Source organism: Martelella sp. FLE1502 (assembly GCF_053484255.1).
The window spans coordinates 25539-52287 of sequence record NZ_JBAKFQ010000010.1; the positions used below are offsets into that span (position 1 = coordinate 25539).

27 protein-coding genes are annotated in these 26749 nt (G+C 63.1%); 15 read left to right on the top strand and 12 right to left on the bottom strand.

Annotated elements, in window-relative coordinates; all coding sequences use genetic code 11:
• The first annotated feature begins 187 nt into the window (after positions 1 to 187).
• A complete protein-coding gene (locus tag V6767_RS10570) occupies positions 188 to 517 on the top strand; it encodes a hypothetical protein (protein ID WP_448473452.1) in 330 nt (109 codons plus the stop codon).
• On the opposite strand, the gene pldH is transcribed toward V6767_RS10570, so the two are convergent.
• From pldH to V6767_RS10605, 7 genes are all read right to left on the bottom strand, one after another.
• A complete protein-coding gene (gene pldH, locus V6767_RS10575) occupies positions 486 to 1229 on the bottom strand; it encodes a pyridoxal 4-dehydrogenase, SDR-type (protein WP_448473453.1) in 744 nt (247 codons plus the stop codon). The genes V6767_RS10570 and pldH overlap by 32 nt on opposite strands.
• A 34-nt stretch (positions 1230 to 1263) precedes the next feature.
• On the bottom strand, positions 1264 to 2448 hold the full coding sequence (gene ppaT, locus V6767_RS10580; RefSeq protein WP_448473454.1) for a pyridoxamine--pyruvate transaminase: 1185 nt from the start codon (positions 2446 to 2448) through the stop codon (positions 1264 to 1266).
• A 10-nt stretch (positions 2449 to 2458) separates the two neighbouring features.
• Positions 2459 to 3265, bottom strand: coding sequence for a 4-pyridoxolactonase (gene pldA / locus V6767_RS10585; RefSeq protein WP_448473455.1), 807 nt, complete (start codon positions 3263 to 3265; stop codon positions 2459 to 2461).
• A gap of 61 nt (positions 3266 to 3326) precedes the next feature.
• A complete protein-coding gene (locus tag V6767_RS10590; protein WP_448473456.1) occupies positions 3327 to 4262 on the bottom strand; it encodes a putative B6 ABC transporter permease subunit 1 in 936 nt (311 codons plus the stop codon).
• A gap of 1 nt (position 4263) precedes the next feature.
• Entirely contained in the window at positions 4264 to 5367 is a 1104-nt protein-coding gene (locus V6767_RS10595) for a putative B6 ABC transporter permease subunit 2 (protein ID WP_448473457.1), read from the bottom strand.
• Positions 5364 to 6965, bottom strand: coding sequence for a putative B6 ABC transporter ATP-binding protein (locus V6767_RS10600; RefSeq protein ID WP_448473458.1), 1602 nt, complete (start codon positions 6963 to 6965; stop codon positions 5364 to 5366). The genes V6767_RS10595 and V6767_RS10600 overlap by 4 nt, the downstream gene beginning before the upstream one ends.
• 8 nt (positions 6966 to 6973) lie before the next feature.
• Positions 6974 to 7990: a putative B6 ABC transporter substrate-binding protein gene (locus V6767_RS10605; RefSeq protein WP_448473459.1), complete on the bottom strand. Its 1017-nt coding sequence runs from the start codon at positions 7988 to 7990 to the stop codon at positions 6974 to 6976.
• A 172-nt stretch (positions 7991 to 8162) separates the two neighbouring features.
• Between V6767_RS10605 and V6767_RS10610 the strand changes: the two genes are divergently transcribed.
• The 4 genes from V6767_RS10610 (at position 8163) to V6767_RS10625 (ending at position 11625) form a co-directional block, all read left to right on the top strand.
• Positions 8163 to 8480 carry a hypothetical protein gene (locus V6767_RS10610; RefSeq protein ID WP_448473460.1) on the top strand — a complete coding sequence of 106 codons (318 nt, stop codon included), beginning with the start codon at positions 8163 to 8165 and terminating at the stop codon, positions 8478 to 8480.
• A 333-nt stretch (positions 8481 to 8813) separates the two neighbouring features.
• Positions 8814 to 9485 carry a GntR family transcriptional regulator gene (locus tag V6767_RS10615; protein ID WP_448473461.1) on the top strand — a complete coding sequence of 224 codons (672 nt, stop codon included), beginning with the start codon at positions 8814 to 8816 and terminating at the stop codon, positions 9483 to 9485.
• Positions 9486 to 9690: 205 nt separating this feature from the next.
• Positions 9691 to 11226: a GMC family oxidoreductase gene (locus V6767_RS10620; protein WP_448473462.1), complete on the top strand. Its 1536-nt coding sequence runs from the start codon at positions 9691 to 9693 to the stop codon at positions 11224 to 11226.
• Between the two features lie 18 nt (positions 11227 to 11244).
• The gene (locus V6767_RS10625; RefSeq protein WP_448473463.1) at positions 11245 to 11625 is read left to right on the top strand and encodes a carboxymuconolactone decarboxylase family protein; all 381 of its coding nucleotides are present in this window, start codon (positions 11245 to 11247) and stop codon (positions 11623 to 11625) included.
• 86 nt (positions 11626 to 11711) lie between these two features.
• Here V6767_RS10625 and V6767_RS10630 read toward each other — a convergent pair whose 3' ends face one another.
• On the bottom strand, positions 11712 to 12383 hold the full coding sequence (locus V6767_RS10630; protein ID WP_448473464.1) for a GntR family transcriptional regulator: 672 nt from the start codon (positions 12381 to 12383) through the stop codon (positions 11712 to 11714).
• Positions 12384 to 12577: 194 nt separating this feature from the next.
• On the opposite strand from V6767_RS10630, the gene V6767_RS10635 reads away from it, so the two are divergent.
• The 10 genes from V6767_RS10635 (at position 12578) to V6767_RS10680 (ending at position 22325) form a co-directional block, all read left to right on the top strand.
• Positions 12578 to 13408 (top strand): alpha/beta fold hydrolase, encoded by an 831-nt coding sequence (locus V6767_RS10635; protein WP_448473465.1) that lies wholly within the window; start codon positions 12578 to 12580, stop codon positions 13406 to 13408.
• 40 nt (positions 13409 to 13448) lie between these two features.
• On the top strand, positions 13449 to 14588 hold the full coding sequence (locus V6767_RS10640; protein WP_448473466.1) for an FAD-dependent oxidoreductase: 1140 nt from the start codon (positions 13449 to 13451) through the stop codon (positions 14586 to 14588).
• Between the two features lie 34 nt (positions 14589 to 14622).
• A complete protein-coding gene (locus V6767_RS10645) occupies positions 14623 to 15213 on the top strand; it encodes an amino acid synthesis family protein (protein ID WP_448473467.1) in 591 nt (196 codons plus the stop codon).
• Positions 15214 to 15240: 27 nt separating this feature from the next.
• Positions 15241 to 15696 carry a YbhB/YbcL family Raf kinase inhibitor-like protein gene (locus V6767_RS10650; protein WP_448473468.1) on the top strand — a complete coding sequence of 152 codons (456 nt, stop codon included), beginning with the start codon at positions 15241 to 15243 and terminating at the stop codon, positions 15694 to 15696.
• Between the two features lie 69 nt (positions 15697 to 15765).
• A complete protein-coding gene (locus V6767_RS10655) occupies positions 15766 to 16500 on the top strand; it encodes a class II aldolase/adducin family protein (RefSeq protein ID WP_448473469.1) in 735 nt (244 codons plus the stop codon).
• A gap of 93 nt (positions 16501 to 16593) precedes the next feature.
• Positions 16594 to 18207 (top strand): GMC family oxidoreductase, encoded by a 1614-nt coding sequence (locus tag V6767_RS10660; protein WP_448473470.1) that lies wholly within the window; start codon positions 16594 to 16596, stop codon positions 18205 to 18207.
• A gap of 377 nt (positions 18208 to 18584) precedes the next feature.
• A complete protein-coding gene (gene fhmpcd1, locus V6767_RS10665) occupies positions 18585 to 19505 on the top strand; it encodes a 5-formyl-3-hydroxy-2-methylpyridine 4-carboxylate 5-dehydrogenase (RefSeq protein WP_448473471.1) in 921 nt (306 codons plus the stop codon).
• On the top strand, positions 19502 to 20035 hold the full coding sequence (locus V6767_RS10670; protein WP_448473472.1) for a TRAP transporter small permease: 534 nt from the start codon (positions 19502 to 19504) through the stop codon (positions 20033 to 20035). Before fhmpcd1 ends, V6767_RS10670 begins: the two co-directional genes overlap by 4 nt.
• Positions 20032 to 21303, top strand: coding sequence for a TRAP transporter large permease (locus V6767_RS10675; RefSeq protein ID WP_448473473.1), 1272 nt, complete (start codon positions 20032 to 20034; stop codon positions 21301 to 21303). The genes V6767_RS10670 and V6767_RS10675 overlap by 4 nt, the downstream gene beginning before the upstream one ends.
• Before the next feature lie 14 nt (positions 21304 to 21317).
• Positions 21318 to 22325: a TRAP transporter substrate-binding protein gene (locus V6767_RS10680; RefSeq protein WP_448473474.1), complete on the top strand. Its 1008-nt coding sequence runs from the start codon at positions 21318 to 21320 to the stop codon at positions 22323 to 22325.
• 239 nt (positions 22326 to 22564) lie between these two features.
• On the opposite strand, the gene V6767_RS10685 is transcribed toward V6767_RS10680, so the two are convergent.
• The 4 genes from V6767_RS10685 to V6767_RS10700 are packed head-to-tail and all read right to left on the bottom strand — an operon-like array spanning position 22565 to position 25949.
• Complete coding sequence (locus tag V6767_RS10685) at positions 22565 to 23518, bottom strand: ABC transporter substrate-binding protein (protein ID WP_448473475.1); 954 nt, start codon at positions 23516 to 23518, stop codon at positions 22565 to 22567.
• A gap of 58 nt (positions 23519 to 23576) precedes the next feature.
• Positions 23577 to 24386: an ABC transporter ATP-binding protein gene (locus V6767_RS10690; RefSeq protein ID WP_448473476.1), complete on the bottom strand. Its 810-nt coding sequence runs from the start codon at positions 24384 to 24386 to the stop codon at positions 23577 to 23579.
• Entirely contained in the window at positions 24383 to 25159 is a 777-nt protein-coding gene (locus V6767_RS10695) for an ABC transporter permease (RefSeq protein ID WP_448473477.1), read from the bottom strand. Before V6767_RS10695 ends, V6767_RS10690 begins: the two co-directional genes overlap by 4 nt.
• Entirely contained in the window at positions 25152 to 25949 is a 798-nt protein-coding gene (locus V6767_RS10700; RefSeq protein ID WP_448473478.1) for an ABC transporter permease, read from the bottom strand. Before V6767_RS10700 ends, V6767_RS10695 begins: the two co-directional genes overlap by 8 nt.
• Positions 25950 to 26749: the final 800 nt, after the last annotated feature.

Below are 26749 nucleotides of genomic sequence, written 5' to 3' on the forward strand. Positions count from 1 at the left end.
GCGTTTCTCGAAGCGGCCTGCCTATGCCGGTGACGCTGATCGTGCAAGCTCGCCGGTAACGCGTCGGGCGAAAAAGTGGAATTCGGCTTGCCGCTAACACGACAAAAGGAATCTGGAGCATAATCCGATCGAGGCGATAAGCGACAAGATTATTCGGCTAATACAAATGGATAGAGCGCCGATCTGAATGGATCAGATCGGCGCTCCACAACGGGCCGGATCACAACATGACCGGACATACAACCCGGTCGTTGCCAGCGCCGGGGGTATTGCGTTTTCAGAACCGCACGTTCAGTCGTCCGGTCACGTTCTGGCTCGTGCTGCCGCCGCCGAACTGACCTTCGAAAAGGCCGGCACCGTGACCGTGCCCTTCGCCGTGAGAAGCATCGCCGCACAAGATGCCGGCCACGACATGCATGGCTTGGATCATGGCGATAGCACGATGGGCGACTGGTTCCGAGTAATCCCTCAGATCGCCAAACGCTCTACAGCCGGATCATGCCGGCGTCGACGTTGACGCACTGGCCGGTCATCCAGCCGGCGTCGTCGGAGACCAGGAAGGCCACGATCTTGGCGATGTCCGACGGCTGGCCCTTGCCGGGCATGGCCTGCAGCATCTCCACGAAGCCGAAGCTTTCGGCATGCGGGCTACCCTTCACGCCGTCGGACTCGATCAGGCCCGGCGTGACCGCGTTGACGCGGATGCCGTATTTGCCGACTTCCGTCGCCAGCGCCCGGGTGAAGCCGACCACGCCGCCCTTGGCCGCCACATAGGCCGACATGTTCGGCGTACCGGCATAGAACGCGTTCGAGGCGATGTTGAGCACCGTGCCCTTGCGGCCGGCGGCGCGCATCATGTCGGTCGCCTTGCGGCTGGCGATGAACACGCTGGTCAGGTTGGTGTCGATGATCTTCTGCCAGTGGGCCAGATCCACATCGTCCCAGGCAATATAGGGGACGATGGAGGCGTTGTTGACGAGGATGTCGATGGCGCCGTTTTCGGCGGCGTCTTCCAGCATTTTATTGACCTCGTCCACCTTGGTGGAATCGCAGGCGACGCCAACCGCGCCGTGGCCGATCTCTGCGGCGGCGGCCTTTGCGCCCTCGCCGTTGATATCGGAGATCACGACCTTCGCGCCGGCTTCGGCGAGCGCCCTGGCGATGGCCTTGCCAATGCCCTGCGCGGCTCCGGTGACAACGGCCTTGCGGCCTTCAAGACTGGTACTCATTCCCTCTTTCCTTTCATTATCGCCGTTCCCGGCTTTATGCGTCGATTGCTGCGTCCCAGGTGGCCTGTGCCGCGGCAAGTCCCGCCGCCACATCCACCTTGGCGCCCAATGCCTTCAGCGCCCCGCCCATGGCTGCGACGGCCAGAAGCGCGTAGGCCGGCTGAGCCGTCGGGCCCATATGGCCGATGCGGATCAGCTTGCCGAGCGTTTCCGCCCGGCCGGCTGACATGGAGATGCCGTATCGCGCCCGCGCCTCCGCCAGCACCGGCCCGGCATCGATGCCATCGGGCATCTTCACTGCCGTGGCGGTTGGCGAGGCGATCTCCTCTGAGACCGGCCAGAGGTCGACACCCATGGCCTTGATGCCTTCCCGGCAGACCCTCGCCGTCACCGCGTGGCGCTTCCACACGGCTTCCGGCCCCTCTTCGAGATAGCGGTCGAGCGCTGCGCTCAGACCGTTGAGTTCGGCCACCGACGGCGTGAAGGGGAAGGGTTCGGTCTTCTTCCAGGCGTTCTTCCAGTCGGTAAAGCTCAGCATCGAGGCAAACGGCGCGTCGGGATTGGCCTCGATCTTGGCCCATGCCGCTTCGGATACGGCGACCAGCGAGAGCGAGGGCGGGCAGCCCAGGCACTTGTTCGGGCCGGTGACGTAAATCGCTGCCTGGCTCGACGTCGGGCTCGTGGGCATGCCGGCCCAGGAGGAAACCGCGTCGACCAACAGAAGCGCGCCGGCCTCGGCGACAACCGCCCCGATCGCATCGATATCGTTCAGCGTGCCCGACGGCGTATCGTGGTTGCAGACGCAGACGATCTTGACCTCGGGATGCGCCTTGAGGAAGGCGCGGACCTGTTCGGGGTCGATCGCGGTATTGTAGGGCACCTCGATTTCCTCGACCTTCTTGGCATAGCGCGCGGCCCAGTAGCCGAAGCCCTTGCCATAGACGCCGGAGGCGAGGTTCAGGACCACGTCATCCTTCGCGATCAGCGAGGCGGCCGCGCCTTCCAGCGCCAGCACCGGCTCGCCCTGCAGGATCAGCGGCGGCAGGTCGCAGCTAAGCGCCTTCTGCGCCTTCAAGGTGAGATCCTCAAAAAAGGCCTGGAAGGCCGGGTCGTAATCGTAGAGCACCGTGGTGCCGAGCGCGCGCAGCACTTCCGGGTAGGCGTCCACGGGGCCGGCCGTCAGGGTGAAGACCGGCGGTTTGGTTTCAGGATATTTCATCTGCTCCTCCTCAGCCGTAGAAATTGACGCCGGTCTTGTAGTCCTTGAAGCTCTCCGGGTCGTGGCTGAACAGAACCTCGGCGTTCTTCGCTTTCTCGATCTCCTTCAGGCGGCGCATGGAATTGACGCCGGCCACGGGATCAATGTGGAAGCCCGCATTGATGTCATTGTCGTAGTTCTTGCGGGTATAGGCGGCGTCAAGCGTGAGCAGCAGCGGACGGCGGGTGTCGAATTCCACCAGCAGCGAATAGTGCCCGATCGTGTGGCCCGGCGTGTAGATCAGCGTCACGCCCGGCGCGAGCTCGACATCGCCCTCGATCAGCTCGAACTTGGTGTTGGCCGCCGTCTGCCCGGCGCCGAGCTGATCGCTCATCCCGCGCGCTTCCGCCACATCGGTGGAGAAGGCGAGGTCGGAATAGCCCAGCACCTCGAACGGCTGGCATTTGGCGGCCTGGGGGAGTTCGTCCTTGTGGCAGATCTTCTTGGCATCGGGGAAGAACTTGTTTCCGCCGACATGGTCGAAGTGGAAATGCGAGTTGAACAGGACGTCGATGTCCTTCGGCTCCAGTCCCAGAAGCTTGAGCGCGCCTGGAATGGTCTGATCCTTGGTCTGCTGCGGCTTTTCGAACGGCAATACCTTCTGCACGTGGTCGAAATCATAGCCGGTATCGATCAGGAACTTGCCCTTGGGGTGATCGACGAGCACGGAATAGACGGGAAAGCGAACCTCGCCGCCCGGCCCCTTGTTCCACCAGATATGGAAACCGTCGAGCACCAGCGAACCGCCATCGAGCAGGAATACCTTGGTGTCAGCCATGTCACTTCTCCTATAGGTTTTCAGGGTCTCTCCCGGACCCGCAATGGGTGGATGACGCCCTTCAGCGGGCGCCGCGTTCGTAAGCAGCGCCGAGTGCTGCAGGCAGTTTCGCCCGGCGGCCGAAAAGCACGAGGACCAGCATCACCGCTGCGAAAGGCAGCATCTGGATGACGTCGGTGGGAATGGTCGAGCCCGCGACCTGCAGGGCCGTGGTCAGCGAAAGCGCCGCGCCGAAGATGAGCGAGCCGATCAGCACCCAGAGCGGCCGCCCCCGCGCCAGCATGGCAAGCACGATGCCGATGAAGCCCGCACCGCCGGTCATGAAGGGCAGGAACAGTCCCGCGCCGATATTGGCGAGATAGGCGCCGCCGAGCCCCGCCATGGCGCCGGTAAACAGCACCGCGAAGACGCGGATGCCGAGCACATTGCCGCCTGCCACGTCGAGTGCCGCCGGCCGCTCGCCGGCGGCGCGGAGCGTCATGCCGAGATTGGTGCGCCGATAGAGAAACGCCAGCACCGCGACCGCGACAAGCGCGAAGTAGACGATCAGATGACGGCCAAAGAGCGATGGCCCGATCACCGGCAAGTCCGTCAGCCCCGGAATGTTGAGCCGCTCCGGCGCCGGCAGGCGCGGATAGGTGCGCGAGAACTGGAAATGATGGAGCAGTGCGGTCAGCCCCTCCACACCAAGCGTCAGGCCGATGCCGATCACGATCTGGTTCAGGCCCAGACGCACGCAGAGCACGGCCATGACGATGGCGACCAGAACGCCGCCAAGGATGCCACCCAGAAAGCCCAGCCACAGGGACTCGGTCTTGAAGGCCACGAGAAAGCCCATATAGGCCCCCATCAGCATCATGCCTTCGATGCCGATATTGAGCACGCCCGCCTTTTCCGACATCTGCTCACCAAGACCGGCCAGAAGCATCGGGATCGCGGCGACGATCGCACCGGTGAGAAGAGACGACAGGAACGCCTCGGTTAGCAATCCGCCCATCTCAACGCTCCTTCTTGCGTTTGTGCTGATCGATATATTCGCCGAGCCCGAGGCAGATCAGGAGGCTTGCGACCAGCACGAGGGTGAAGTTCTGTGGCACGCCGAGACGACGCGCGGCACTTTCGCTGCCGATCATCAGCGCCGAATAGAAGAAGACCAGCACGATCGCGCCGAAGCCGTTGAAGCGGGCGAGAAACACCAGCGGAATGACCATCAACCCATAGGCGGGGTTCCAGTTGGCCGGCACATTGCCGGCAACGCCGAGGATTTCGGAAGCGCCGGCGAGCCCGGCAAGCCCGGCCGAAAGCCCGAACGTCGCCATAGTCAGGAGCGGCACCGAGAGGCCCGCATGGGTCGCGGCGACGGGGTTGGCCCCCACCATCCGCAGCCGCAAGCCGAAGGATGTGCGGGTCATCATCAGATGGACGGCCAGAACGGCGATCAGCCCCCAGATCAGCCCGCTGGAAATCGAGGTGTCAAACAGCCGCGGCAGGCGGTCGTCCACCGGCAGGGTGCGGGTCTGCGGCACCGTGGTTGCCGGATCCCTGAAGATGAGCTTGACCAGCGTCGCGGCCAGCAGCACGCCGAGAAACGACATCATCAAGGTGGTGATGATCTCGTTCACGCCCTGATAGGCCTTGAGCAGCGCCGGTATGACCGACCACAGCGCGCCGACGAGGGCGGCCAGCAGGAAACCGACCAGCAACACCGCCCAACCGGGCAGGATGCCGACCAGAAGCGGCGCGGTCGCGGCAGCGGCAACAGCGCCGAGCAGGAACTGCCCGTCCGTGCCGAGGTTCCAGATCCCCGCGCGGAACGCGACGATCAGCCCGGCGGCAAGAAACAGCAGCGGCGCCATGCGGGTCGCCGTCTGCTGCAGGCCCAATGAGGAAAACAGCGAGCGCTCGAGGATGTAGCCGTAATAGGTCAGCGGGTTGACGCCCACCAGCACCAGAATGATCGCCGACAGCAGGAAGGCCGCGATGATCGGGCCGACGGTGAGCGTCAGAATGCGCTGGAACGCATTGCGCTCATTGGCCGGTCGCGTGGCTCCCGCGGTATCGGTTGGCGTATCCGCCGTGTTGATTTGGTCTTGCATGGTCATGCCGTCGCCTGTTTCACTTCTTCCTCGCCGGCCATCATCCGGCCAATGCGCAGGCGCAGGGCCTCGCCGCTGCCGTCATTTTCGACGATGCCGCGGATGCGGCCGCCTTCCATCACCGCGATCCGGTCCGACAGCGCCATCAGCTCGTCGAGGTCGGTCGAGATCAACAGCACGCCAAGCCCACGTTCGGCGATGTCGGCGATGCGCTGGCGCGATGTATCGATGTTCTGGAGGTCCAGCCCGTAGGTGGGTTTGTTGAACACCACGACGCGGGCTTCTCCGGAGAGTTCGCGCCCCAGCAACACCTTCTGGATATTGCCGCCCGAAAGCCGCCCGATCGGCGTGACCTCGCTCGGCGTGCTCACCGAAAACCGTGCTATGAGGTCGCGCGCGTGCTCCGCGATGCGGTGGGGGCGCTCCACGCCATTCACCCAGAAGGGCGGTTGGCCGATATCCTTGAGGACGGTGTTCTCCGAAATCGGAAAGGCGGCAACCGAGCCTTCGGACAGACGGTCATCCGTCAGGTAACGCAGCCCCTTGCGGCGGCGCTGGGCAATGGAGGCGCGGGTAATGTCCTCGCCGTCGAGTTCGACGCGCCCGGATTTGAGCGGCCGCTGGCCCGCCATGGCCTCGGCTAACTGCTTCTGGCCGTTTCCGTCGATCCCGGCCACACCGACGATCTCGCCGGCTCTGAGGCTCAGCGAAATGTCCTGAAGCGCCATGACATCGGCATCGCCCTCGGTCGAAAGCTTCTCGACCCTGAGAGCGATAGTGTCGCGGGCCGTGCTCTTGCGGTGCTCGGTGGACGTGGCCCCGGCCTCGCGGCCGAACATCAGACGGACAATCTCGTCCACCGCCTCGTCCTCGGACATGGATTTGAGCTGTTCCGGCCCCATCTCGCCGGCAAGCGCGCCCTGTTTCAGCACGGAAATACGGTTGCCGTAGCGATAGGCCTCGGCAAGCTTGTGGGTGATGAAGATCACCGCCAGCCCGCTCTTGACCAACTGCTGCATCCGCTCGCCAAGCTCCTGCGCGCCTTGCGGCGTCAGCATGGATGTCGCTTCATCGAGGATCAGCACCTTGCTGTCGCGCAAAAGCGCGCGGGCGATCTCGATCTGCTGCTGCTGGCCGAGCGAAAGCTCGCCGGTGATGGCGTCGAGCGGGAGGGAAAGCGCGAATTGCCGCTTCAGTTCCTCCATGCGCGCCGCGATTCGGGCCCGGGGCGGACGCTGATACCAGGGCGCGCCGAGCGTCAGGTTCTCCAGAACCGTCAGCGTCGGCACCAGCATCGAATGCTGGAAGACCGTGCTGATGCCGGCATCGAGGCTGGCCGAGGGGCTCGCCAACCGGGCTTTCTCGCCATTGAGCGAGAGGTAACCCTCATCCGGCAACTGCAGCCCGGAGAGAATGCCGACCAGCGTCGATTTGCCGGCGCCGTTCTCGCCCAGAAGGACATGAACCTCGCCGGGATGAAATGTGAGCGACACGTTGTTGACCGCGATCACGCCGGGAAAGCGCTTGGTTACGCCGTGTACGCCAATGACGCCTGCCCCCGTTTCCGGGGACAGGTTTGTCGGGGTTGCCGCTGCATTTGCCACAGATACGCTCACTCGGTAACGGTGACCAGAGCGCGGACATCTTCCGCATCGAACTTCGGCTCGACCGTGATGTCGCCCGCGATGATCTGGTCGCGCAACGCCATCACCTCGGTCCAGGCGGCCTCGTCGACCTGCGGCGTCTTGACGAGCTTGACGGAATCGTCCGCCAGGCTGATCGCGTAACCGTGGGTGCCGAACTGGTCGGCCTTCAGGTCTTCGATCATGGCGGTGTAGACGGGGGTCATGTCCCACAGAACCGAAGTCAGCAGATGACCCTTGTCGAGCTCGGACTTGTCGCCGATCACGTCGATGAAGAGCACGTCGGAACCATCGACAGCCTTGTTGGATTCGACGGCCTGGATCATGCCGAAGCTCGAGCCATTGCCCTGACCGAAGATGATGTCGGCGCCGGCGGCGATGACCGAGGTGGTCACGCGGTTGCCGCCCGCGGCATCGGAATAGGCTGCAGGACCGATGACCGAGTAGAGGATCTTGACGTCCGGGTTTTCGGCATGAACGCCTTCGGCAAAGCCTGCCGACTGCGAGTTCCATGAGGGCGGCTCGCCGGAAACGACGATGCCGACAGTGCCGGTGGAGGTCATCTTGGCAGCCAGACGACCGGCAAGATAGGCGCCTTCATGACCGGAAAGCGTGTAGTCGGCGACAAGGCCTTCGACCAAACCGTTGGGGGTGTCGACGATGGCAACCGGCACGCCGGTTTCCTCGGCGATTTCCGGACCGGCGGTGTTGTAGCCGCTGGCATGGGCGATCATCAGGTCGGCGCCGTCGGCCGCGAGTTCCCGCATCGGCGCGCGGACATCGCCATAACCCAGGCCCTCGGCGACAATGATTTCGACGCCGGTTGCCTCGGCAGCGGCCTTGGCCGCGTCGACGCCCTGCTGGTTCCAGCCATAGTCACTCCCTTGTTCCGGAGTGAGGATGGCTATGGTATCAACCTCCGCGGCGAAGGCCGCCGGGGTCCCCAGCACCACGCTGAGCGCAACAGAAGCAAGTAGGTTTTTCATCATGCTGTTCCCTAATTGGTTGTCAGTTTCCCGTCACAAGACGGAAGCGATTGGCAGACTTGTTATTGTTCTTGCCCTGTCTGCTTGGGTTTTCTCATCTCCGGCCAAGGCCGAAAGTGAAGCTTATGTGCCCTATTCGGGCATTATCCATGGCACCAAAGGCGCCAATGCCGTGGAAATCTCAGTTTCCAATGAGACCGACACCCCGCTTGATTGCCACGCGGCGCTGGCCCACTGGTATTCCGATGAACTGGGTCGCATCGAGCCCGACGAGCAGCTGACGCTGACGTTGTGGCACGATGACGAGACCGGCGTTCTCAACCTGATGAACGCCACCGATGACCGTATGCCTGTCGAGGCGATCTGGTGCGCCAGCGATACCGCCCGCGCGCGCCTCGATCTGCCGATGACGGCGGGCAAGCCAGCAGCCAGCCTGCATTTTTCCTGCAAGGACGGGGGCGGGCTGAGCTGCGTTACCGCGAGCCACTAGTCCCGATAGTTTCCGAAGAAGCGCTTCGCGCCCCGGATTGCCCCGGGCGCGGGTAGCCGCCGCGCAACCGCCGGCGGACGCGACGACGCGTGCCGTCGCGACACGGCGCATATTCAATTCTGCGATAGAGGCGTTTGCCGCCATTGGTCCCAAGCCCTCTGCCTTGGTGTCTTTCTTTGGAGGGAAGGATGACACAAACCAAATCCACGTCAAGCAGATTGTCTGTCATTCTTTCATTCTTATGAGTTGACAAGAAGGCATTCACGCGATCAAATTTGCTTGCAATTCCCCTTATCGCTTCTGGCTGCCGCCGGGCTCACGAGGTTTAGAACAATGCCGCCAGACCTGAACTTACGGGTACTTCCGCGCACGGTGCAGCAGGAAACGGTCGAGAAGCTGCGGCTTGCGATTTTCTCCGGCGTTTTCGAACCGGGAAGCCGCCTGATCGAGAGTCAGCTCTGCGTGCAGCTTGGCATCAGCCGCCCGTCGCTCCGCGAGGCATTGCGCAGCCTGGCGGCCGAACGGCTCATCGACATCGTGCCGAACCGCGGTCCTTCGATCCCTACCCTTACATGGGAAGAGGTCACCGCCATCTACGAGGTGCGCGAACTGCTGGAAGTTGAGGCCGCCGGGCGCTGTTCGCAGATGATCTCCGCTGAGCAACTGCAAGCGCTTGAGAACACGCTTCATGCCTTCGGAAAGGCCGCCTCAAGCAAGGACAGTCTGGCGCGGGTCACCACAGCCGCGGAGTTTTACTCAGTCATCCTCGCCAATTGCGGAAATCCGATCCTGGAGGAAATCCACCGGGGTCTGGTCGCCCGGATCAGCCTTTTTCGCTCGCGCTCGATGTCGCTGGAAGGGCGCGCCGCGAGCAGTCTGGCGGAGATGACGGAAATTTATGAGGCGATCGCCGCAGGCGACGAGAAAGCCGCCCGGAAAGCCTCCCGAAAGCACATTCTAGAGGCGATGGCGGCGACGAAAAGATCCATCGACTGCGGAAGCTGACGCCTGCTTTCGGAAAAAATGAATTCCGGCCTTCAGCCCGGATGCAAGAACAACAATCAGCAGGAGCATGATCCGGCTTCCGCCGGAAATATACCCGCCGCAAGGGCCATTGCTCCGGCCAAAAAAAGGGGAACCTCATGACATTTCGATTTACACAGCGTGGGGGCCGTAATCTCACGCCCTCATCCGCCATGGAGATCTGCCAGTGACCGGCGCCGCGCAACAGGCGACTGCCGACGTGGTCATTGTCGGCGGCGGTTCGGCCGGCAGCCTGCTCGCCGCGCGGCTGAGCGAAGACCCGGCGCGCAGAGTCCTGCTGATCGAAGCCGGCGAGGAGCCTTCCGACCCCGATATCTGGACGCCCGCCGCATGGCCGGCGCTTCAGGGCCGCGCTTACGACTGGGATTACCTGACGGAGCCGCAGGCGGGAACCCATGGCCGGGTTCACCATTGGGCGCGGGGCCGGCTGATGGGCGGATCGAGCTGCCTGCATGCCATGGGCTACATGCGCGGCCACCCCGAGGACTATCAGGCCTGGGTCGATGCCACCGGCGATACCCGCTGGAGCTGGGAAGCGCTTCTGCCCGTCTTCGACGCGATCGAGGGCCGCCCGGACGGCAAAGGCGGCGGCCCGATGCCCGTCTACATGCCCGATGAAGAGGTCAGCCCCCTCACCCGCGCCTTCATCGAGACCGGCGTATCGCTCGGCCTGCCGCGCCTTTCGGACCACAATGACGGCCGGATGGTCGGCGTCACGCCCAATGCGCTCAACATCCGCGACGGTCGCCGCGTGACGGTGGCCGAGGCCTGGCTGACGCCGGAGGTTCGCGCGCGTGAAAACCTCCGGATTGTCACCGGCACAAGGGTGCAAAGGCTGGCCATGGATGGCAACCGGGTGAACCGGATCGAGAGCGTTGGTCCACAGGGCCCGGTCGAAATTCTTGCTGATCAGGTTGTGCTATGCGCAGGCGCGCTGGAAAGCCCGACCCTTCTGATGCGCTCGGGCATCGGACCACGCGACGTGCTTAAGGCGGCATCCGTCGACTGCCTGATCGACATGCCGGGGATCGGCCGCAATCTGCAAGACCATCTGCTGGGCGCCGGCAATCTCTATGCGACCCGCAAACATCTGCCGCCATCGCGCCTTCAGCACTCCGAATCGATGGCCTACATGCGCGCCGGCGACTTCACCGCCACCGGGCGGCCCGAGATCGTGGTCGGCTGCGGCGTGGCGCCGATCGTCTCCGATTGCTTTGACCCGCCCGAACCGGGCACGGCCTATTCACTCCTGTTCGGCGTCACCAACCCGACGAGCCGCGGCAGCCTGCGCATCAGCGGGCCAGACCTTGATGACCGGCTGATCATCGACCCGGCCTACCTTGAGACCGAGCATGACCGCGCCATGTTCCGAAACGCGCTGGAGGCCGCCCGCACGATCGGACATGCGGACGGGCTTGCCGAATGGCGCGATCGCGAGCTCGCCCCCGGTCCTCTCGGCAGCAAGGCGGAGATCGACGACTTCATCGCCAAGGCAGCGATCACCCATCACCACCCCTCTGGCACCTTAAGGATGGGCAAGGACGACGATGCGGTTGTCGATCCGGACCTCAGGTTCAAATCGCTCGACAATCTCCATGTGGTGGACGCTTCCGTCATGCCCAGCCTGACGGCGGGCCCGATTCACGCCGCCGTTCTGGCCATTGCCGAGAGCTTTGCCCGCACGATGATCGCCGGCGACTGACAAAGAGAAGGACATGACATGAGCGTTTTCGACGAAGATTTGTTTCTGAAGGGCCTCGAACAGCGCAAGAGAACGCTCGGCGCGGATTATGTCGAGCAAAACCTTGCGGCGGCCGATGATTTCACCCGGCCGTTTCAGGAGGCGATGACGGCGTGGTGCTGGGGATTTGGCTGGGGTGACGACGTCATCCCGCCAAAGACGCGCTCGATGATGAACCTCGCCATGATCGGGGCGCTCGGCAAGATGCACGAATGGGAACTGCATTGTCAGGGCGCGATCAACAATGGCGTATCCAAGGAGGAAATCCGCGCCATCATCCACGTCGTCGCGATCTATTGCGGCGTGCCGCAGGCGCTTGAATGCTTCCGCTCCGCGCGCAAGGTTCTGGAGGAACAGTAAGCCGAAGGCGTGACTTTGAGCGGCCTGTGCCTGCAAACCGGGCAAATCGCGCGTTTTCGCACCACGCCCCGGGCGGGCTGACGCAATCAGACCTCGTTTTCCATCGCGTGCTTGGCCGCCGCCTTGGCCTGATCGAGATGGCGCTGCGCCGCCTTGCGCGCGCGTTCCTCATCGCCCGCAGCAATCGCATCGTAGATGTCGCGCATCTCCTGAAGGCTGTCCTCGGCGCGCCCTTCAAGCGACATGGACCGGCCGCGGAAAAAGCTGATCCGGGCCACGAGCCCGCGATGGACTTCCTCGAGAATGGCGTTGCCGCAATTGGCCAGTATGATCGCGTAGAACTCAGCCGCCGTGGTCACCAGTTCCAGGCTGTCCGCGCTTTTCTGGGCGCGTTCGAAAGCCTTCAGCGCCCTTTCAAGCTCCTTGACCTGTTCGGGCGTGATCCGTGCGGCGCAACGCCCCACCGCAGCGACCTCCAGGAGTTCGCGTACGTCGTAGATTTCGGTCGCCTCCTCCCAGGAAAGCTTGGGAACGAAAGGACCCCGGTTCGGGATGATCTCGATCAGCCGCTCGGCCTGCAGGCTGCGCAACGCCTCGCGGAGCGACGGGCGGCTGACGCCGAGCTGGGCGCAGAGCTGGCTCTCGACCAGACGGCTGCCCGGCGGGAACACCCCGGCGATGATGGCAAGCCTCAGCTTTTCAATTGTCTGCTGCTGCACGGTTCTCGGCGTGATCCGGAGGTCCAGACCAGGGTTCATGGCGTTTCCTTAAGGCTCTTCCAATTATATATTCATGGCTTTTCTACACGAACGGGCGCGCGGAGGATAGCATGAGGCCGCATGCTGTCTGCAATAATTAACGCAAGAATGTCTTACAATCTTATTGACAGCTAATAACGGTCGTGGTTCCCTGCCGACATAGAAAAAAGTAAAAACGTCAAGGGAACCTCGACATGGCGGACAGCCCCAACCACGACCGGTATGAGGAACGAAGGATCGATACCGGCCGCATCACTTTGAACGTGCGCATCGGGGGCAATGGCCCGCTCATGCTGTTCTACCACGGGATCACCGCGAACTCCGCCGTTTTCGGCCCGCTCATGGACGCCTTTTCCGACCGGTTCACAACGGTGGCGGTGGACCAGCGCGGCCACGGTCGCTCCGACAAGCCCGAAACCGGCTACGAAGCCGCAGACTTTGCAGACGACATCGCGGCGCTCATCAAGACGCTCGATATGGGGCCCGCCATCCTGGTCGGGCATTCGCTCGGATCGCGCAATTCCGTCACCGCCGCAGCCCGTCATCCCGAACTTGTCCGCTCGGTCGTCGCCATCGACTTCACCCCCTATATCGAGGATGAGGTCTTCGCTTCGCTCTCCGCCAGAGTGAATGCGGGCGACCAGGCCTTCGCCGATACCGAGGCCGTTATCGCCTATCTCGCCAATCGCTATCCGAATATTCCGGCTCCCGCGATCCGCATCCGCGCGGAAAGCGGCTACGCCCCGGCTACGGACGGCCTGCGCCCCCTCGCCTCGCCTTCCGCCATGGCCCAGACGGCCGAAGGCCTGCGCGCCGATCTGGCCCCCGCCTACCGTGCGGTGACCCGCCCGGTTCTGATCATGCGCGGCGCCGACAGCAAGCTGGTCTCCGCCGCAGCGCTTGAAAAGACCCACGATCTGCGTCCGGATCTGCCGATCGTCGTCGTGCCGGGCGCCGATCACTACGTGAACGAGACCAATCCCGACGTCACGATCGGCGCGATCCGCAATTTCATCGACGGCTGAGCGGCCGGCGTCCCCAATAAAAACCAACAGGAACAGAGAAATGGTCAGCATCAATAAAACCTCGGACAAGACACGGGTTGCACAGGTTGCGGGCGGCGGGTTTTCCGGCCTTACGGCCGCTATCGCGCTCCGCCAGAACGGCTGGGACGTCGTCCTCCACGAAAAGAGCCCCGAGTTGCGCGCTTTCGGCGCCGGCATCTATCTCTGGCACAATGGCCTCCGGGTGCTCGAAGGCATCGGCTGCCTGAACGAAGTGCTCGAGGATTCCTTCACGCCGCCGGCCTATGAGACCTGGATGCACAACAAGACCGTGTCGAAGGAGACGTTCAACGGCCTTCCCTGGCGCATCATGACCCGCGCTCATCTGCACGACGCGCTCGCCAACCGCGCCCGTGAAGTCGGCGTTGAAATCCGCACGAATTCCGAAGCCGTCGGCGCGGAGGCCTCCGGCACGTTGAAACTGGCCTCCGGCGAGGTTGTTGAAGGCGATCTGATCGTCGGCGCGGATGGCGTCGGCTCCAAGGTGCGCGATTCGCTCGGCTTCGAGCAGGAGCGCTGGGGCGCGACCGACGGCATCATTCGCCTCATCGTCCCGCGCCATAAGGACAAGCTCGGCTATGGCGAATGGGACAACACCATCGACATGTGGAACCACTGGCCGCGGGTGCAGCGCATTCTCTATTCACCCTGCAATGACAGGGAACTCTATCTCGGCCTGATGGCGCCATCCGCCGATCCGCGCGGTTCCAAGGTGCCGCTCGACCTCGAAGTCTGGATGGAAATGTTCCCCTTCCTCGAACCCTGCCTGGTCGATGCCGCCAAGATCGAGGACGCGCGTTACGACACCTATCAGACCACCAAGCTCAACACCTGGTCGCGCGGCAAGGTCGCGCTTGTCGGCGATGCGGCCCACGCCATGTGCCCGGCGCTGGCGCAGGGTGCCGGCTGCGGCATGGTGAACGCCTTCACGCTGGCGCAGGACGTCGAGAAGGGCGCATCGCTCGAAGACGCGCTCGCCGACTGGGAAAAATCGGTGCGTCCGATCACCGACCTCACCCAGAAGCTCTCCGCCGACCACGCCGCCAACCGCACCATGTCCTATGGCAACGGCTTCACCCCGGAAGCGCTGACCGCCGCCCGCTTCGACCCGATCAACCGCGTCTATTCGTGGCCGCAATAAGCACTATTCCCTTTCATCTCTACAGGAGACATTCATGAATTACTCTAGCCAGGTCGAAAAGGACTATCAGGTCCGCGGCTGGTACGGTGCGACGCAGGAAGTGCTGCACGATGGCGGCGACGCAACAGCCCCTCTGATCAAGGCCGCGGCCGGCGTCATCATCAAGAACCCCTTTGCCGGCAAGTTCGTGGCAGACCTTTCGGCGCTCACCGGTCCATCGGCCGCCATCGGCTATGCGCTGGGCGAACGCGCGGTTGCCCTGCTTGGCGGCCGCCCGGTCGAAAGCTACGGCAAGGGCGGCATTGCAGGCGTCGCCGGCGAGCAGGAGCATGTGGTGGCCTGCGTCACCACCACCTTCGGCGATCCGCTGCGTGAAGCGATCGGCGGCGGAGACGCATGGATCTCTTCCGCCAGCAAGGTGGCCTCGGCCGGCACCGCCATCGATATCCCGCTTGCCCACAAGGACGAGCTCTATATCCGCTCCCATTACGACGCCTTCACCTTCGTTGTGCCGGACGGCCCGCGTCCTGACGAAATCCTGATATGTGTTGCGGTGGCCACCGGCGGTCGCGTGCATCAGCGCGTGGGCGGAAAGAGCGTTGCCGACCTCAAGGCAACGGCCTGAAACAAACGAACACCAAGGAGAGACGACATGCCTCTGAACATCAAAGACCTGAAAATCACCTCCTCCGACTTCGCGCCGCTTTCGCGCCTCGCCGACCACCATGCCGGCGACAAGGGCAATGTGCTGCCGAAACTGACGGTCAGCGGCGTGCCGGAAGGCACCAAGGAACTGGCCGTGATCTGCCATGATCCGGACGCACCGCTGGCGCATGGCTTCACCCACTGGACGGTCTATGCCATCGACCCCAAGGCCACCGACCTTTCGGATGCGCAGGAGAAGTATCGCGTTGGCCCCAATGGCGCCGGTCACATGCAGTATTATGGTCCGCAGCCGCCTGCCGGCCACGGCGACCATCACTATTACTTCTGGGTCTATGCCCTGGATACAAACGTCGAGGGCACGCCCACGCGCGAAGAGTTTCTCGACAAATATGCGGACAATATCATTGAGCAGAACCGGATCGTCGGTCTCTACTCCAACTAACCGATGTTCTCCCGGCGTGATTCCCTTCAGGCTCACACCGGGACCGCCCCTCCAGAGGAAACCTGAACAATGTCTGATACGAGAACAGCACGCGAAACCGCGATCCAGGAACTGGTGATGGCCACCCGCATTCTGGTGAACGAGGGCATCATGGATGTCTTCGGTCATATCAGCGCCCGCGATCCGGAAAACCCGAACCAGTTCCTGCTGCCGCAAAAGCTTGCGCCCAACACGATCACGACCTCCGACATCCAGACCCTGACGCTCGATGGCGAGACGACGGATAACCGTCCCTCCTATCTGGAGCGCTATATCCACAGCGAGATCTACAAGGCCCGGCCGGATGTGATGTGCGTTCTTCACACGCATTCGCCAGCCGTTCTGCCCTTCAGCTTCATCGATACGCCGCTGCGTCCGGTCACCCATATGGGCGCCTTCCTCGGCGAATCCGTGCCGGTGTACGAAATCCGCGACAAGCAGGGCGAAAACACCGACCTGTTCGGCGGCAGCCCCGAAGTCTGCGCCGAAATCGCCGAAAGCCTCGGCCAATCGGCCGCCGTGATCATGGCCCGCCATGGCGTGGTGAACGTCGGCAACTCGATCCGGCAGACGACCTTCCGCGCCTTCTATCTCGAACAGGAAGCCAAGGCCTATACGCTCGGCCTTCAGATCGGGAAGATCAAGTTCATGACCGATGGCGAGCTCGAGGCTGCGGGCAACCTCGTCGGCGCGCAGATCAATCGCGGCTGGGACCACTGGTCGGCAGCCGTCCGCCACAAGGGCCTTGCCGAAGACCTCGACTGAGAAACACCGGTGGAAGGCGCGGGCTTTGAGCCCCTGCGCCTTCCACTCCTCAACATACGCTAGACGGATCGCGCCGATCGCAAGGAAAACGCCATGTCGCACGCTGAAACCTATGACTACGTCATCGTCGGAGCCGGCTCCGCGGGCTGCGTGCTGGCCAATCGCCTGACCGAAGACCCCTCCGTGACCGTCCTGCTGCTCGAAGCCGGCGGCTGGGATCGCGATCCGATGATCCATATCCCGCTCGGCTGGGGCAAGATCCTCACCGAACGGCGCCATGACTGGATGTATTTTTGCGAGCCGGAAGACAATGTCGGCGGCCGCGCCGTGGAATGCGCCCGCGGCAAGGTGATCGGCGGCTCCTCCTCCACCAATGCCATGGCCTATGTCCGCGGCAATCGAGGCGATTACGACCGCTGGGCGGCATCGGGGCTGACCGAATGGTCCTATGAAAGGACCCTGCCCTATTTCAAGAAGACCGAACACTGGGAGGGTGGCGAAACGGCGTTTCGCGGCGGATCCGGCCCGGTCTCGACCCAGCGCTGCCGCTACCAAGACCCGCTGACGGATGCCGTGGCCGAAGCCAGCCGACAGGCCGGCTACGCCCAGACCGATGATTACAATGGCGAGACCCAGGAAGGCTTCAGCCGCCTGCAGATGACCATCGGCAATGGCCGTCGCGCCTCCACCGCCAGCGCCTATCTCAGGCCGGCGATGAAGCGGAAGAACCTCACCGTTCTGACCCACGCCATGGCCAAAACCATCACCTTCGACGGCAACCGCGCCACCGGCCTCGTCTTCGACCACAATGGCAGCGAACGCCGCGTGACGGCCAACCGCGAAGTGCTGCTTTCCGGCGGCGTCATCAACACACCGCAACTGATGATGCTTTCGGGCATCGGCGCGGGCGACGAACTGCAGGCGCTGGGGATCGAGACCAGGGTCAATAGTCCCGCCGTCGGCAAGAACCTTCAGGATCATGTCTCGGTGCTGATCATGCATCACCGCAAGACGCCCGGCCCCTTCCTGCACAAGATGCGCGCCGACAGGATCATGGTCGATTTCGCAAAAACCTATCTGACGGGCAAGGGATTTTCCGGCGACGTGCCCGGCGGCGTGGTGGCTTTCCTGAAGAGCGATGAAAGTCGGCCGCTCCCCGATATCCAGCTTCTGTTCACCGCGGCACCGCTGGCGGCTTGGCCGTGGTTCAAGCCGTTCAAGCAGCCGTTTCGTGATGGCTTTGCCACCCGCATCGTCGCGGTGCAGCCCGAAAGCCGGGGATCGGTCAGGCTCGCCTCCGCCGATCCCCTCGCCGCCCCGCTCATCCACCAGAACTTCCTGGCCGCCGAGAATGACTGGAAGTCGCTGCGCGCGGGCTTCCGCGTCGGACGCACGCTCGCCGCCCAGCCGGCGATGGCCGACTATATCGAAACCGAGTTCTTCCCCGGCGCCAAATGCCAGAGCGACGAGGAGATCGACGAGCATATCCGCAAGACCTCGATCACAGTGCATCACCCCGCCGGCACCTGCCGCATGGGCGCGGATGAGGCGTCCGTCGTCGACCCGGAACTGAAGGTTCGCGGCGTCACCGGTCTTCGCGTCATCGACGCATCGGTGATGCCGGATCTTCCCTGCGGCAACATCAACGCCGCCGTCATCATGATCGCCGAAAAGGCGGCAGACCTCATCAAGGCCAGCCAGACATGACCCGCTAGAACCAACGACCATGGGACAAGAAGCGAAAACGCCGGTCCGGTCGCAAAACACAGAGGTGAACAAAATGAAATTCAGAACTTTCGCAGCCGGCGTGCTGCTTGCGGCATGCGCTGCCGCTCTTGCCCGCAATCCAAGCATTCATCCATCCTCCGCTTTGGCGTGACGTCGATGCTGACGCCGCCGATGCCGGGCTGCTTGTACCCTGATGCCATGATCTGCCTGATGTCCTGGCCCCCGCGTGGCGTCCCTGCCGCCATTGCGTCTGCCGCCGGGCCCGCAAGGCTCCCGCCTCATCGGTTTGGGTCCACCCCCAGACAACAGGACCGGTCGATCCGGCCCTGAACACTCAACCAGGAAAGAGAAAAACCATGAAGAAAATTGCAATCATCGGGTTGGGAACCATGGGACCGGGCATGGCGGCGCGGCTTGCGCGCGGCGGTCTGGACGTCACCGCTTACGACATCGCGCCGGCAGCGCTGGAACGCGCCTCCACCATGATCGCGACCGCCGAGAAGGTGCTCGATACGCTCGGCATTGCGGCCATGGGCGATAACCCGGTCAAGCTGACGAGCGACCTTGCCGAAGCGGTCGCCGGCGCCGATCTGGTGATCGAGAACGTTCCGGAAAAGGCCGAGATCAAGGCCGGCGTCTATCGCCAGATTGATGCCCTGATCGGCCCCGACGTGATCGTCGCTTCCGATACCTCCGGCATTCCGATCACCAGCCTTCAGGAGCACATCTCCAACCCCGCCCGCATGGTCGGCATGCACTGGTCGAACCCGCCGCATATCATTCCGATGATCGAGGTGATCGCCGGGGCGCAGACCGCGCCGGAGACGAGCGAGGCGATCAAGACGCTGATCCGTTCGCTCGGTCTCCTGCCGGTGACGGTCAAGAAGGATGTGCCGGGCTTTGTCGAAAACCGCGTGCTTTACGCGCTTCTGCGCGAAGTGATCGACCTCGTCGAACAGGGCGTGGTCGACCCGGAGGATATCGACACCTGCGTATCCTGGGGGATCGGCTACAAGCTCGCCGTGATCGGCCCCATGGCGCTGCTGGATATGGCCGGGCTCGACATCTACAACTCGGTATCGAGCTTCCTCAACGCCGATCTGGCCGACCGCAAGGACGTGCCAGAACTGGTCAAGGCGAAGATTGCGGCCGGTACGCTGGGCCTGAAATCGGGCAGCGGCATCTATGATTATACGCCCGAGGAGATCGCCGAACTGCAGAAGAGCCGCGCCCAGAAACTGGTCGCGATCCGCCGCATACTGGAGGAGCGCTCATGAGCGAGGAAGGCAAGGCCCCCGAAAAACCGAAAAGTGCGGGCAACATCGTCACCCGCGCGCTCCACACCGGCCTCGGCATCGCGCTGCTGGTCGTGGTCGCCATCAATGTGCTCAACGCCGGCAGTCGCTATCTCTTCGGCATCTCCCCTGTCGGCGCCGACGAGACGATGATCTACCTGATCATCTGGATCACGATGATTGCCGCAGTGCTGTCGTTCTTCGCCCGCAGCCATATCAGCGTGGACCTTCTGCCGCTCTATACTACGAAACGCGCCCGGTATTTCTGGTATATCCTTCACGATCTCATCGCCATCTTCGCTTGCGCCTTCGCGACCCATGCGTCCTGGCTTTTCATTGTGAAGATCAATCGCATCGGCGTGAACAGCATGGGGCTCGGCATTCCCATGACGATACCGCATGCAGCCCTCCTCTTCGGTTTCGCGGGGTTGACCGTGGCGGGCGCCGTCAAGCTCGTCTTCGACATCAAGGCGCTGCTGCAAAAGGCCGAAGCCTCGGAGACCCGCCCATGATCTTCGCCTATATCGTCCTGCCCATTCTGCTGGTCGCCATCGGCACGCCGATCTTCCTCGTCTTCCTCACGGTGGTCGCCGTCGCCATGCTGTTCTTCCTGAACATACCACCCGTGGCGCTGCAGCAGGTGATGTTCGGCGGGCTGGACAATTTCGCCCTTCTGGCCATTCCATTCTTCGTTTTCGCGGGACAGCTCATGAGCTCCAGCGGCATCGCCAACCGGTTGATCGCCTGGGCCATGGCCATGGTGGGACGGGTTCCGGGCAGCCTAGGCGTTTCCACCGTCGCGGCCTCCACCGCTCTCGGCGCGATCTCCGGGTCGTCGGTCGCCGCCGTCGCAGCGCTCGGCCAGACGCTTTACCCGAAGCTTATTGCTGCGGGCTACGGCCAGCGCCGCGCGGGCGGCCTGCTGGCGTCGTCCGGCGCGATCGACATCGTGATCCCGCCCAGTATTGCCATGATTCTCTATGGCATGGCAGCCGAACAATCGATTCCCCGGCTGTTCATCGCTGGCATCCTGCCGGCCATCCTCATGGCGGCGCTTCTGTCGCTGTTCGTGGTTGTTGATGCGATGCGCCGCGGCATCCCTTCAGATCACGCGTTCTCCTTCAAGGCCGCCGCCAAAGCCACGAAGGATGCCTTTTGGGCGATCCTGATGCCGGTTTTTGTGCTCGGCGGCATCTATCTCGGCGTGTTTTCGCCTTCGGAGGCGGGTGGCTTTGCCTGCTTCTATGCCATCGTGATCGGGCTCTTCGTCTACCGCTCCATGACGCTGCGCGATATCGTCAACGCGGCCGGCAGCGCCGCGATGCTTTCCGGCCAGATCCTGATCCTCGTCGCCGCGGCAAGCGTCATCACCTGGATCGTGACGACACAGGGCGTGCCGCAGGCCATCATCGCCTGGATCAATGCGATGGAGCTTTCCGCCTTCGCCTTCCTGCTGGCGGTCAACCTCTTGCTTCTGGCGATCGGCGCCTTCCTCGATCCGACCTCCGCGATCCTCGTCTTCGCGCCGCTTCTGGTGCCGATCGCGATATCGCTGGGCATCGACCCGATCCATTTCGGCATCATCATGACCGTCAATCTCGCGATCGGCATGTTCACGCCGCCCTTCGGCCTGAACATCTTCGTTGCCCAGCAGGTGACCGGCCTGCCCGCGCACACGCTCTACCGGGGCGTCGCCCCCTTCGTCGTGGTGCTCGTCATCGCCCTCATCGCGATCACCTATGTTCCCGCTCTATCCCTGTCGCTTGCCCAACCTCACTGAAAAGGACACTTGCCATGATCTCCAACCTCCTCAAGACCGCGGCCTTCGCCACCGCTCTCACGGTGAGCACATTCCTCACCGCCCAGGCACAGAGCACGATGAAGCTCGCGACCGCGACCATCAACGACGTACAGCATGAATGGATCAAGGTCTTCGCCGACGAACTGGCCGAGCGCGCGCCCGGTGCGGTGACGACCGAGATCTACCCGGCCTCGCAGCTCGGCGCGATCCCGCGCATGTCGGAGGGCGTGCTTCTCGGCACGATCGAAGCCTTCACCACGCCGACATCCTTCATGTCGAACGTCGATCCGCGCTTCCAGGCCTTCGACGTGCCGGGCCTTTTCACCTCGCCGGAAGATGTGCATGCAGCGCTTCACGACCCGGAATATCGCGATCATCTAGAAACCATGTTCCTGGACAAGGGGCTGCGGGTGATCGGCGCGATCTACAACTCGCCGACCGTGCTCTTCACCATGGAAGACGCCAAGACGCTTGAAGACGTCAAGGGCCTGAAGATCCGCACCTTCGCCTCGCCGCTGCAGATCAAGCCGATGGAGCAGCTCGGTGCGATCCCGCTGCCGCTGGCGCTGTCCGAGGTGATCCCGCAGCTCCAGTCCGGCGGCCTCGACGGCATGCTGGTCGGCGTGCCGATCCTCACCGCGTTCAAATATTATGACGTCGGCAAATACATCCTCGACCTGCACTTCGCCGAAGTGGTCTCCGTGACTGTCGTCAACGAGGACTGGTTCCAGATGCAGAGCGAAGACACCAAGGCCGCCATCATCGCCGCCGGCCGCGCCGCCGAAGAAGCGGTCTACCCCTGGGGCGTCGAAAACGTCGACCGCTCCTATGCCACCTGGACCGAAAATGGCGGCGTGATCACCCAGCTTCCGCCAGAAGAACAGGCCGAGATGGAAGAGGGCTTTGCCGCGCTTGCATCCGAACTGCTGGAAGGCCAGCCGGAAGTGAAGGCAGAATATGAGCGGCTCCACGCCCTGGTCGAGGCCTCAAAGGCCGAGTAAAACGCCTGACTCAAGGAACCGACCGTTCCCTGCCCCGAGCATGCAAGCCGTGCTCGGGGCTTTTGTTTCGGGTTTGCACGATCAGGCGTTACTTGCCACCGCCCTGCCATTGGCGGTCACGGCGGGAGAGGTTCATATAAAAAGGGCCGGGGGTTTTCACCGCCCGGCCATTGCGACACAGATCGTAGTGCCTTTTTAGTTTTTGGGAGGCGGGCAGCGCGCCCGCCTCGCAGCATTCATCAATTGGCCGGCGTCCAGACCAGATCTTCCAGGTTCGTTTCCGCGCCCAGCATGCCCTCGGCAGAGGCGGCGTCGACCCAGAACTGCATCTCGCTCGGATCGACATCGGTATCCCACGCGCCGAGTTCCATGGTCTCCACCACTGCCGGCGGGATCTTGGTATTGGCGGCGATGGTGTCACGCGCGATCTGCGGATCGCTGTTGAAATCGTCGATCGCCTTGTCGATCGCCTCGACGAAGGCCACGGTGAGTTCCTCGTTTTCCTCGATCCACGGCGTCATCGCCACCACGCCGGACAGGACTGCGGGCGACTTCACCTCGGTGAAGAAATGTCCGAGAACCGTGGCGCCCTCCGCTTTGGCAAGCGTCACGAAGGGCTCCACGGCCCCCACCACCGTCACCGAACCGGAGCGGGCGGAGGCGACCATTTCGGGAAAGGGAATTTCCTGGAACTGGACGGTGTCGAGATCGACTCCCGCATCGCGCAGCCACGCCCGCATCATGGTCCAGTCGGTATTGTAGCTGAGATTGGTCGCCACCGACTTGCCCGCAAGATCGGCGGGACCCTTGATTTCGGGATCGAAGGTCAGCGCCGCGTGGACCGGACTATCCTCGGTTTGTGCGAAATTGAACGACACATAGGTCGCCGGGATGCCGGCATTGCGGGCGTTGAGCACGCCGAGCGCATCCGAGATGCCAAATTGCAGGCTGCCGGATTGCAGCGCCGGAATGATCTCGCCGCCGCCTGCCATGGTCACGAGTTCGACCTCAAGACCGGCATCGGCGAAATAGCCGGCATCGCGGGCCCGCCATAGATAGGCATAGACGCCGACGGGAATATAGCCGACGCGGACCTTGGTCAGGTCCTGCGCTACGGCAGGCTGTGGCAGGGCCGACATCGTGGTCACGGCCATCGCGGCCGAAACGATCAGTGCTTTCAGGGTTTTGTACATCGATTTGTTCTCTCTCTGGTGAAGTTTTGCTGATCTTCTTTTTGTTGTTGGGGGCGGCTCAGACGGCCGCCCCGGCTTGCCGGCGCACCGATGTGTAGACATGGTGACGCAGTTCGAGGAAACGGGGGCTCTCCTTGGTTTCGAGCTGATCACGCGGTTTGGGAAGATCGACAATCACCTCCTCCACCACGCGGGCAGGCCGGGTTGACAGAACCACGACGCGATCGCCCATGAACACGGCCTCGTCGATGTCATGGGTCACCAGAAGCGCCGAGATGCCGCGTTCGGCAACCAGCCTCATCAACAGGTCCTGAAGGTCGATCCGGGTCTGGGCATCCACCGAGGCAAAGGGCTCGTCGAGCAGCAGCAGCCCCGGCGAGGACACCAGCGAACGCGCCAACGCGCAGCGTTGCTGCATCCCGCCCGAAATCTGCCAGGGGTGAAGATCGGCGGCATGGGAAAGGCCGACGGCTTCAATCGCGTCGTCCACCATCGCCGCCTTCTTCGCCCGGTCGCGTTCGGAAAGGCCGAAGCCGACATTGCCGCGCACGGTGAGCCAGGGAAACAGGCTGCGATTATAGTCCTGGAACACGATCGACAGCCATTCCGGCGGTCGGGTGAACGCCTCGCCGCGATGCGAAACGCCGCCTGAATCGGGCCGCATCAAGCCGGAAAGACACCGCAGAAGCGTGGTTTTGCCGCAGCCCGAGGGGCCAACGACCGAAAGGAACTCGCCCTCGGTCTGGGCAAAGTCGACCCCGCCCAGCACCGGGACCGGGTTGTTCGCATAGGCCTTGGTCAGGTTCTCGGCTTTCAGGAGTTCAGTGCCCATCATCGTTTCCGCCTCAATGCGTGTTGCAGGTGTCATTTCGCGCCCTCCCTCCATCCGACGTGCCAGCGCAGCACCCGGCGTTCCACAGCCAGAAGCGCCAGTGTGAGAACGATGCTGATCGTGCCGATGGCCAGAACGCCGCCATAGACTTTCGCGCTCTGGAACAGGCGTTGTGCGCGCAGCATCGCCACGCCGATCCCGTTGGTCGCGGCCATGAGTTCGGAGATGATCATCATGATCAGCGCCATTCCGAGCGCGATGCGCAGGCCGGCGAAGATCGCCGGCAGGGTCGCGGGCAGGATCACGCGGCACGAAACCGTCACCGGCTTCAACCCCTCGATCTTCGCCACATCGAGCAGAAGCGGCTCGATCCGCCTTGTGCCATCAAGCGTGGCAAGCAGCACGGGAAAGAACGACCCGAAGGCGATGATGAAAATCCGCATGCCGTCGGTCGGCCCGAGGATCACGAGCGCGCCCGGAAGAATGGCGACCGCGGGAATGAAGCGCAGGAATTCAAGCGTCGGCCGTGTCCAGTCGATGAGGCCGCGCGCCTGTCCCAGCGCCAGCCCGAACGCCACGCCGAGCCCCGCGCCGATCCCGAAGCCGGCAAGCAGGCGGTAAAGGCTGGGCCAGGTCGCCTGGTGTAAAAGAGGCGTCTGGAAATAGGAAAGCCATGCCTCGATGATCGGGCCGATTCGCGGCAGATAGGGCGCGGGATGGGCGATCGCGGCCCATTGCCAAACAGTCACGAGGAGCGCGATGAACAGCCCCTGGACGAACAGGATCGTCAGTTTTTGGCGATCAGGCAAGGTGCTCTCCACTCCAGGGAAACAAGGCGCGTTCGATGCGCAGGAAGACCATGTTGATCCCCTGCCCCATGATCCCGGCGCAAAACACCACCGCCCACATTTCAGCGGTCTGCCCCGACAGCCGCGCGGCCTGCAGCACCGCGCCCAGCCCCGGCCGCCCGGTCAAAAGCTCCACGGTGATCGACAGCGCCAGCGCCACGGAGGCGGCGATCCGGGTGCCGGTCGCAATCGACGGCAATGCCGCGGGAAGCACGATGCGCGCGATCCGGCCCGCCTGCCCGAGGCCCCAGACCCGGCCGACATCGAAATAGCGCGGATCGATCGCCTCCACGCCCTGGCGCGCGGCGAACAGGATCGGCCAGATACTGGCAAAGGTAATCAGCGAGACCTGCATCGCGACACCAATCCCGAGCGCCATCAGGGCCACCGGGATGAGCGCGACGGAAGGGATCGGGCGCAGGAACTCCAGCGTCGGCCGGCTCGCCCGTTCCAGCCAGGGAACGAGCGCTAGAAGAATGCCGAGCGCGGTCCCGAGCACCAGGGCGACGGCCATGCCGATCGCCCACGACAACAGGGTCTGAAGCGCCGCGAGAATGAGCGTGCCGTTGGCAACCTGCACGACGAAGGAGCGCAGAATGGCGACAACCGACGGCAGATCGCGCGGGTCGACCACCCCGCTCAGCCGGAGCATTTCCCAGAAGGCCACGAGCGCCAGCGCCCCGACCAGCCCCTTTCCCGCCTTCCCAATCTGCCACTCCCGGCGGGATCCGGATAAGCCGACATCAGCCATGAGACCATTCCCCGGCCCGGGGGCAAGACACGTAGAATGCTGACTGGGACAAAACAAAACTCCTTCAGAGTTCAACCATGAAAGATGCGCGTGAAAGGGTCCCGTATTCGCGACTGTTGGCTTTCGCGGCAGGCTTCTCGAAAATCATCATATATTCATATTATAAACTTGTATTACAATTTTGCCTCTGTCAACGCGCTAACGCAGAAGCCGCCGCATTGACTTGCTGCAATTCTTCCGCTGACAAAGATGGTCCGAGAAACGGCACGATCAGCGCAATGGGCTGAGCGCACTTGCACCCGGCCTGCGGCGCCGGGATTCCTGCTATTGATCAGGGCAGCACGGTCCGTGCGAAGACAGGCGGGGGCAATTGCGAGAGGAATAGATCGTCTCTTGCGCGACGCAGCGGCTGCCAAGACCGCAACGGGCGTTGCGAGCCCCAAGCCTGCCGGGTTTGCACCGAATGAGCATACGGAAGAATATACGACTGCCCCTTTATGCGCGGAAAGAACAGCCCCTGACATATTGGTTCAGAGGGCAACGTGTTGACAAACCTCGTACGCAATCAGGCGCCCGTCTCACTCTCAGCCGTCATCCCGGTCTGGAGGCGTGATCCAGCAAGCCAAATCCTTGCGTGCAAGGACTTTTGTAGCCTTCACCGCAAGCGGCCTGGATGCCGGCTCACGGCCGGCATGACGGAGGAAGCGGAAGAGGGACTCTGTCAGCAGCCTCGCTCCTGACCCGGTGATTCGTAGGGTATCTCATTCCGGTTTTATCACAGGCAGGCTTTGAGAGCTGAT

What these genes read in the sequence shown, in the direction of transcription:
- V6767_RS10570 (WP_448473452.1), top strand. Translation starts at nt 188, where the DNA reads ATGGATCAGATCGGCGCTCCACAACGGGCCGGATCACAACATGACCGG.
- pldH (WP_448473453.1), bottom strand. Translation starts at nt 1,229, where the DNA reads ATGAGTACCAGTCTTGAAGGCCGCAAGGCCGTTGTCACCGGAGCCGCG.
- ppaT (WP_448473454.1), bottom strand. Translation starts at nt 2,448, where the DNA reads ATGAAATATCCTGAAACCAAACCGCCGGTCTTCACCCTGACGGCCGGC.
- pldA (WP_448473455.1), bottom strand. Translation starts at nt 3,265, where the DNA reads ATGGCTGACACCAAGGTATTCCTGCTCGATGGCGGTTCGCTGGTGCTC.
- V6767_RS10590 (WP_448473456.1), bottom strand. Translation starts at nt 4,262, where the DNA reads ATGGGCGGATTGCTAACCGAGGCGTTCCTGTCGTCTCTTCTCACCGGT.
- V6767_RS10595 (WP_448473457.1), bottom strand. Translation starts at nt 5,367, where the DNA reads ATGACCATGCAAGACCAAATCAACACGGCGGATACGCCAACCGATACC.
- V6767_RS10605 (WP_448473459.1), bottom strand. Translation starts at nt 7,990, where the DNA reads ATGAAAAACCTACTTGCTTCTGTTGCGCTCAGCGTGGTGCTGGGGACC.
- V6767_RS10615 (WP_448473461.1), top strand. Translation starts at nt 8,814, where the DNA reads ATGCCGCCAGACCTGAACTTACGGGTACTTCCGCGCACGGTGCAGCAG.
- V6767_RS10625 (WP_448473463.1), top strand. Translation starts at nt 11,245, where the DNA reads ATGAGCGTTTTCGACGAAGATTTGTTTCTGAAGGGCCTCGAACAGCGC.
- V6767_RS10630 (WP_448473464.1), bottom strand. Translation starts at nt 12,383, where the DNA reads ATGAACCCTGGTCTGGACCTCCGGATCACGCCGAGAACCGTGCAGCAG.
- V6767_RS10635 (WP_448473465.1), top strand. Translation starts at nt 12,578, where the DNA reads ATGGCGGACAGCCCCAACCACGACCGGTATGAGGAACGAAGGATCGAT.
- V6767_RS10640 (WP_448473466.1), top strand. Translation starts at nt 13,449, where the DNA reads ATGGTCAGCATCAATAAAACCTCGGACAAGACACGGGTTGCACAGGTT.
- V6767_RS10645 (WP_448473467.1), top strand. Translation starts at nt 14,623, where the DNA reads ATGAATTACTCTAGCCAGGTCGAAAAGGACTATCAGGTCCGCGGCTGG.
- V6767_RS10650 (WP_448473468.1), top strand. Translation starts at nt 15,241, where the DNA reads ATGCCTCTGAACATCAAAGACCTGAAAATCACCTCCTCCGACTTCGCG.
- V6767_RS10655 (WP_448473469.1), top strand. Translation starts at nt 15,766, where the DNA reads ATGTCTGATACGAGAACAGCACGCGAAACCGCGATCCAGGAACTGGTG.
- V6767_RS10660 (WP_448473470.1), top strand. Translation starts at nt 16,594, where the DNA reads ATGTCGCACGCTGAAACCTATGACTACGTCATCGTCGGAGCCGGCTCC.
- fhmpcd1 (WP_448473471.1), top strand. Translation starts at nt 18,585, where the DNA reads ATGAAGAAAATTGCAATCATCGGGTTGGGAACCATGGGACCGGGCATG.
- V6767_RS10670 (WP_448473472.1), top strand. Translation starts at nt 19,502, where the DNA reads ATGAGCGAGGAAGGCAAGGCCCCCGAAAAACCGAAAAGTGCGGGCAAC.
- V6767_RS10675 (WP_448473473.1), top strand. Translation starts at nt 20,032, where the DNA reads ATGATCTTCGCCTATATCGTCCTGCCCATTCTGCTGGTCGCCATCGGC.
- V6767_RS10680 (WP_448473474.1), top strand. Translation starts at nt 21,318, where the DNA reads ATGATCTCCAACCTCCTCAAGACCGCGGCCTTCGCCACCGCTCTCACG.
- V6767_RS10685 (WP_448473475.1), bottom strand. Translation starts at nt 23,518, where the DNA reads ATGTACAAAACCCTGAAAGCACTGATCGTTTCGGCCGCGATGGCCGTG.
- V6767_RS10690 (WP_448473476.1), bottom strand. Translation starts at nt 24,386, where the DNA reads ATGACACCTGCAACACGCATTGAGGCGGAAACGATGATGGGCACTGAA.
- V6767_RS10700 (WP_448473478.1), bottom strand. Translation starts at nt 25,949, where the DNA reads ATGGCTGATGTCGGCTTATCCGGATCCCGCCGGGAGTGGCAGATTGGG.